General features: G+C 66.4%; 4 protein-coding genes. All 4 read right to left on the bottom strand.

Features of this window, described 5'->3' with window-relative positions:
- The coding region (gene lpdA / locus AC1DS3_RS31875; RefSeq protein WP_477128710.1) for a dihydrolipoyl dehydrogenase at window positions 1-1,742 on the bottom strand (1,742 nt) is incomplete at its 3' end.
- A gap of 13 nt (window positions 1,743-1,755) precedes the next feature.
- A complete protein-coding gene (gene aceF / locus AC1DS3_RS31870; protein WP_477128709.1) occupies window positions 1,756-3,357 on the bottom strand; it encodes a dihydrolipoyllysine-residue acetyltransferase in 1,602 nt (533 codons plus the stop codon).
- Between the two features lie 20 nt (window positions 3,358-3,377).
- Complete coding sequence (aceE, locus tag AC1DS3_RS31865; RefSeq protein ID WP_477128708.1) at window positions 3,378-6,071, bottom strand: pyruvate dehydrogenase (acetyl-transferring), homodimeric type; 2,694 nt, start codon at window positions 6,069-6,071, stop codon at window positions 3,378-3,380.
- A 188-nt stretch (window positions 6,072-6,259) separates the two neighbouring features.
- The coding region (locus tag AC1DS3_RS31860) for a dicarboxylate/amino acid:cation symporter (RefSeq protein WP_477128707.1) at window positions 6,260-7,409 on the bottom strand (1,150 nt) is incomplete at its 5' end.

The following is a 7,409-nucleotide window of genomic DNA, read 5'->3' as shown; positions in this document are numbered from 1 at the left end:
GTGCAATGCCCCTCAAACACCTCGGCCGCCATCCCGATCGATTCGCCCAGCGTCGGGTGCGGATGGATGGTCTTGCCGATATCCGCGGGCTCGCAGCCCATCTCCACGGCCAGGCAGATCTCGCTGATCAGGTCGCCGGCATGCGTGCCGACGATGCCGCCGCCGATCACGCGATGGGTGGCTTCGTCGACGAGCAGCTTGGTGAAGCCTTCGTCGCGGCCGTTGGCGATGGCCCGGCCCGAAGCGGCCCACGGGAACACGGCCTTGCCGAACTTGATGCCCTCGGCCTTGCACTGGTCTTCGGTCTTGCCGGCCCAGGCCACCTCGGGATCGGTGTAGGCAACCGACGGGATCTGCCGCGCGTCGAAGAAGGCGGGCTCGCCGTGCGCGGCCTCGGCGGCCACATGCGCTTCATGTACCGCTTTGTGCGCCAGCATCGGCTGGCCAACAATGTCGCCGATCGCATGGATATGCGCGACATTGGTCCGCATCTGCTTGTCGACCTCGATGAAGCCGCGCTCGGTGACGGCCACGCCGGCCTTATCCGCGCCGATGGCACGGCCATTCGGGCTGCGGCCCACCGCCACCAGCACCAGGTCATAGACCTGCGGCGCCGGTGCCTCCTTGCCTTCGAAGCTGACTTCGATGCCGGTTGCGGTGGCCTTGGCCCCCACCGTCTTGGTCTTCAGCATGACGTGGTTGAAGCGGTGCGCGTTCTTCTTTTCCCAGACCTTGACCAGGTCGCGGTCCGCGCCCTGCATCAGGCCATCCAGCATCTCCACCACGTCGATGCGCGTGCCCAGCGTGGAGTAGACCGTGGCCATTTCCAGCCCGATGATGCCGCCGCCCACCACCAGCATGCGCTTGGGGATGGACTTGAGCAGCAGCGCGCCGGTGGAGTCGACCACGCGCTCGTCGTCGGGCATGAAGGGCAGCTTTACCGCCTGGCTGCCCGCCGCGATGATGGCCTTGGCGAACTTGATCACGCGCTTGCCGCCGTCGGCCGCCACCACTTCCAGGTGATACGGATCGAGGAAGCTGCCGACGCCGGTCACCACCTCGACCTTGCGCGCCTTGGCCATGCCGGCCAGGCCGCCGGTCAGCTTCTTGATGACGCTGTCCTTGAAGCCGCGCAGCTTGTCCAGGTCGATCTCGGGCGCGCCGTAGCGGATGCCGTGGTCCGGCAGGGTCGCCACTTCATCCATGACCGATGCGGTGTGCAGCAGCGCCTTGGAGGGGATGCAGCCCACGTTGAGGCAGACTCCGCCAAGCGTGTCGTAGCGCTCCACCAGGACGGTCTTCATGCCCAGGTCGGCGCTGCGGAACGCGGCGGAATAGCCCCCCGGGCCGGCGCCCAGCACCAGCATTTCGCATTCCATGTCCGCCTTGCCGGTGTAGCTGGCAGCGTTGGGGACGGGCACGGGGGCCGGCGCTGGCTTGGGCGGCGCCGATGGGGCCCCCGGCGCCGGCGCGCCGGGCGCGGCAACGGTTGCGGCGGCCTCGGCAGCCTCCAGCACCAGGATCACCGATCCCTCGCTCACCTTGTCGTTGACCTTGACCGTGATCTCCTTGACCACGCCGGCGTGGGTGGATGGGATCTCCATCGAGGCCTTGTCGGACTCGACCGCGATCAGGCTGGTATCCACGGCGATGGTCTCGCCGGGCTTGACCATGACCTCGATCACCGTGACATCCTTGAAATCGCCGATATCCGGCACTTTGACTTCGACACGTTGGGTCATTGCAGCGCGCCCCTCAGAACAGCACACGCCGCAGATCGGCGAGCAGGTTGGCAAAATGGACATTGAAGCGGGCAGCCGCGGCGCCGTCGATGACACGGTGGTCCCATGACAGCGACAGCGGCAGCGTCAGGCGCGAAGCCCAGTTCTTGCCGTCGCTGGAGTGCTGCTTCCAGAAGCTCTTGCACACGCCCATGATCGCGACCTCGGGCGCGTTGATGATGGGGGTGAAGTTGATGCCGCCAATGCCGCCGAGCGAGCTGATGGTGAAGGTGCCGCCCGACATCTGGTCGGGCTTGAGCTTGCCCTCGCGCGCCAGCTTGGCCAGCTCGCCCATCTCCCGCGCGATATCGGGGATGCTCTTCTTGTCGACGTCGCGGATCACCGGCACCATCAGGCCGTTGGGCGTGTCGGCCGCAAAGCCGATGTGGTAGTACTGCTTGAGCACCAGGGTGTCGCCGTCCAGGCTCGCGTTGAACTCGGGGAATGCCTTGAGCGTGGCCACGGCCGCCTTCATCATGAAGGGCAGCATGCTGATCTTGACGCCGCGCTTCTCCAGTTCCTTGTTCATCTGCACGCGGAACGGCTCCAGGTCGGTGATATCGGCTTCGTCGTGCGTGGTGACGTGCGGGATCACCACCCAGTTGCGGTGCAGGTTGGCGCCCGAGATCTTCTTGATGCGGCTCAGTTCCTTGCGCTCGACCGGGCCGAACTTGGCGAAGTCGACCTTGGGCCACGGCAGCAGGTCCAGGCCGGCGCCGCCAGCCGCTGRCGCGGCGGCGGGCCTGGTGGCGGGCGCCACGGCGCCGCCCGGGCGGGCGAAGGCCTCTACGTCGGCGCGCAGGATGCGGCCGTGCTCTCCGCTGCCGGGCACCTTGCCCAGGTCCACGCCGGTCTCCCGGGCGAGCTTGCGTACTGCCGGGCTGGCATAGGCAAGGGAAAAAGCGGTTTCGTCGACGCCACCGGATGCGGCAGCGGCAGCGGCGGCGGCGGGTGCGGGTGCGGCAGGGGCAGCAAGCGCGGCGGCCACGGCGCCCGGCGCCGTCGCTGCCGGCGCGTCGCCGGTGGCCAGCGCCATGATGACGCTGCCTTCGCTGACGGTGTCTCCCACCTTGACGCGGATCTCCCGCACCACGCCGCCCAGCGGGGCCGGCACGTCCATGGTGGCCTTGTCGGACTCCAGCGACAGCAGCGGGTCCTCCGCCTTCACGGTATCGCCGACCTTGACGAAGATCTCGATCACCGGGATGTCCTTGAAGTCGCCGATGTCGGGAATGCGCACTTCGGCCAGCCCGGCGGGCGCGCTGACCGGGGAGGGCGGCGCGCTCACGCTGGGCTTGGCGGCTTGCGCCGGCGCGGCGGCGGCAGTGCCGGCCCCAGCGCCTTCGAACTGCATCAGCACGCTGCCTTCGCTGACGGCATCGCCCAGCTTGACGTGGATCTGCTTGACCACGCCGCCATGCGGCGCGGGCACGTCCATGGTGGCCTTGTCCGACTCCAGCGAGACGAGCGGGTCCTCGGCCTTGACCAGGTCTCCCACCTTGACGAACAGCTCGATCACCGGCACGTCCTTGAAGTCCCCGATGTCGGGCACCTTGATTTCAATGGCTTGGTTCATTGTCTTTATTCCTTCGCCTGTCAGACCGTCCACGGCGCTGCGCGCTCGCTATCCACCCCATATCTGGCAATGGCCTCGGCTACCACCGCGGGTTTGATCGCGCCGTCATYGCACAGCGCCTTGAGCGCGGCCACGGCCACGTGGTAGCGGTCCACCTCGAAGAAGCTGCGCAGCTTGGCGCGGTAGTCGCTGCGGCCAAAGCCATCGGTACCGAGCACCACGTAGCGGCGCCCGGCGGCGTGCACGTATTCGCGCACCTGGTCGGCGTAGTTGCGCATGTAGTCGGTGGAGGCGATCACCGGGCCGTCATGGCCATCCAGGCTCGCCTCGACCCAGCTCTTGCGGCGCGGCTCGGTGGGATGCAGCAGGTTCCAGCGCTCCGTGGCCATGCCGTCGCGGCGCAGCTCGTTGTAGCTGGGGGCGCTCCAGATGTCGGCGGTCACGTTGAAGTCCGCCTTCAGCAGCTCGGCCGCCGCGATCACCTCGCGCAGGATGGTGCCGCTGCCCATCAGCTGCACGCGCAGCCCGCCCTTGCCGGCCTTGCCACCGTCCTTGAGCAGGTACAGGCCCTTGAGAATGCCTTCCTCGGTGCTGGCGCCGGCGCTCGCTTCGGCCAGCCCCGGGTGCGTGTAGTTCTCGTTCATCAGGGTGATGTAGTAATACACATCCTCCTGCTGCTCGTACATGCGGCGCATGCCCTCGCGCACGATGGTCACCACTTCATAGGCGAAGGTGGGGTCGTAGGAGACACAGTTCGGGATGGTGCCGGCGATGATGTGGCTATGGCCGTCCTCGTGCTGCAAGCCTTCCCCGTTGAGCGTGGTGCGCCCGGCGGTGCCGCCCAGCAAGAAGCCGCGCGCGCGGATATCGCCTGCCAGCCACGCCAGGTCGCCCACCCGCTGCAGCCCGAACATCGAGTAGTAGATGTAGAACGGGATMATCGGCACGTTGCTCGTGCTGTACGAGGTCGCGGCCACAATCCAGCTGGACATCGCGCCGCCCTCGTTGATCCCTTCCTGCRGCACCTGGCCGTCCTTGGACTCGCGRTAGTACATCAGCTGGTCGGCATCCTGCGGCTTGTAGAGCTGGCCGACCGACGAATAGATGCCCAGCTGGCGGAACATGCCTTCCATGCCGAAGGTGCGCGATTCGTCGGGCACGATGGGCACCACGTGCTTGCCAATGGCCTTGTCCCTGACCAGCGTGCCCAGCATCTGCACGAAGGCCATGGTGGTGGAGATCTCGCGCTCGCCGGTGCTGTCCAGCAGGCGCTGGAAGTTGGACAGCGGCGGAATCTCCAGCGAGGTGGACTTGCTGCGGCGTGCCGGCAGGTAGCCGCCCAGCGCCGCGCGCCGGGCGCGCAGGTACTGCATCTCCGGGCTGTCCTCGGCCGGCTTGATAAAGGGCACGTCGGCCAGTTGCTCGTCGCTGACCGGAATCTGGAAGCGGTCGCGGAAGCCGCGCAGGGCGTCCTGCGTCATCTTCTTGGCCTGGTGGGCAATCATCTGGCCTTCGCCGGATTCGCCCATGCCATAGCCCTTGACCGTCTTGGCCAGGATCAGCGTCGGCTCGCCGGTGTGCTTCACGGCCGCCGCGTAGGCGGCAAACACCTTCTCGGGATCGTGGCCGCCGCGCGTGAGGCCCCAGATTTCCTCATCGTTCATGTCGGCGACCAGCGCCTTGAGTGCCTCGTACTTGCCAAAGAAGTGCTCGCGCACGTAGGCGCCGCTCTTGCTCTTGAAATCCTGGTACTCGCCGTCGACGCATTCCTCCATGCGCTTTAGCAGCAGGCCGCTCTTGTCCTTGGCCAGCAGCTTGTCCCAGCCGCCGCCCCAGACCACCTTGATCACGTTCCAGCCAGCGCCGCGGAAGACCGATTCCAGCTCCTGGATGATCTTGCCGTTGCCGCGCACGGGGCCGTCCAGCCGCTGCAGGTTGCAGTTGATGACGAAGATCAGGTTGTCCAGCCGCTCGCGGCCGGCCAGCGAGATCGCGCCCAGCGATTCGGGCTCGTCCATCTCGCCGTCGCCCATGAAGGCCCACACCTTGCGCGCTGCCGTGTCCGCCAGGCCGCGGCCTTGCAGGTACTTGAGGAAGCGCGCCTGGTAGATCGACATCAGCGGCCCCAGGCCCATCGACACGGTGGGGAACTGCCAGAAGTCCGGCATCAGCCAGGGGTGCGGGTAGGAGGACAGCCCGGTGCCCCCGGTCTCTTGCCGGTAGCCCAGCAACTGCTGCTCGGTGAGCCGCCCTTCGACAAAGGCGCGGGCATAGATGCCCGGCGCGCTGTGGCCCTGGATGTAGAGCAGGTCGCCGCCGTGGGTGTCGGTGGGCGCGTGCCAGAAGTGGCCAAAGCCGATGTCGTAGAGCGTGGCCGCCGACTGGAAGCTGGCGATGTGGCCACCCAGCTCCGACGATTCCTTGTTGGCGCGCAGGATGATCGCCATGGCGTTCCAGCGGATGATCGAGCGCAGGCGATGCTCGATGGCGCGATCGCCGCTCGATTGCGCTTCATCCTTGGGGGCGATGGTGTTGCGGTAGCCCGTGGTCAGGGAGCGCGGCACATAGAGGCCATCGCGCCGCGCCTCGTCCACCAGCGTATTGACCAGCTGGTTAGCACGCTCGGCTCCGCGGTGTTGGGTCACCGCTTGCAAGGACTCCAGCCATTCCGCGGTCTCGATAGGATCGAGATCGCCCGCTTCTCGTGCGCTCATAGTGTCTCCACGTGTTCTGTTTTGGTTGTGTCGGGTGCTGCAGTGGCAGAGCTATTCAGCAAGAGGTGTGCCACTGCAAGCGCGGTTGTGCAGGTTGCGCAAGTGATTGATTGGAAAGGGATCCCGCCGTGACCGGCCGGCTGCCCGGTCGGGAATCCATATTCAGGCGGGGTGATCGTTATGAGATTTCATGCGGGGGTGTCAGGGATTACCCGCGCCTGGCCGCCGCGGGGTTGTTGCGAAGGCGCTTGCGCAATGTCCTGGGCCTCCAGGGCCCCCACGGCATCCGGGTCCTGCGTGGCGCCAAGCTCGCCTTCCCATTTGGCAACGACAGCCGTGGCGATGCTGTTGCCGATGACGTTGGTGGCGGTGCGGCCCATGTCGAGGAACTGGTCGATGCCCAGGATCAGCAGCAGGCCGGCTTCCGGCAGGTTGAACATCGGCAGGGTCGCCGCCACCACCACGATGGAGGCACGGGGGACGCCGGCGATGCCTTTGCTGGTGACCATCAGCACCAGCAGCATGGTGATCTGCTGGGTCAGGCTCATCTCGATGTTGTAGGCCTGGGCGATGAACAGCGCGGCAAATGCCTGGTACATCATCGAGCCGTCGAGGTTGAACGAGTAGCCCAGCGGCAGCACGAAGCCGGTCACCTTGTTGGGCACCCCGAACTTCTCCATCTGCTCCATGGTCTTGGGGTAGGCCGCCTCGCTGCTGGCGGTGGAGAACGCCAGGATCGTCGGCTCGCGGATCAGCTTGAGCAGCGTGAACACCCGCCCGCCCAGGAACAGGTAGCCCGCCGCGGTCAGCACCAGCCACAGCACCAGCAAGCCCAGGTAGAAGCCGCCGATGAACTTGCCGTAGGTAAACAGCACGCCAATGCCCTGCACCGTGATGGCGGCGGCTACCGCGGCAAACACGCCGAGCGGCGCGAAGCGCATCACAAAATCGGTGACGCGCAGCATGATCGCCACCAGTTCCTCGATCGACGCCACCAGGTGATGGCCCACCTTGCCCTTGAACGACGCAATGGCAAAGCCGAAGAACAGCGAGAACACCAGGATCTGCAGGATCTCGTTCTGCGCCATCGCCTCGAACACGCTCTTGGGGAAGACGTGCGTGATGAAGTCCTTCAGGTTCAGCGTGGAGGTCTTGAGGTTGGTGGCGGTGCCGATTTCGGGCAGTGGCAGGTTCAGCGCATGCCCGGGCTGCAGCAGGTCCACGAAGAACATGCCGAGCAGCAGCGATATCAGCGACGCGGTGATGAACCAGCCGAGCGCCTTGATGCCGATGCGGCCCACGGCGCTGGCGTCTTTCATGCCGGCGATGCCCGCCACC

Source organism: Cupriavidus sp. 01L46 (assembly GCF_056399905.1).
This window is presented reverse-complemented; position numbering and strand designations above follow the sequence as displayed.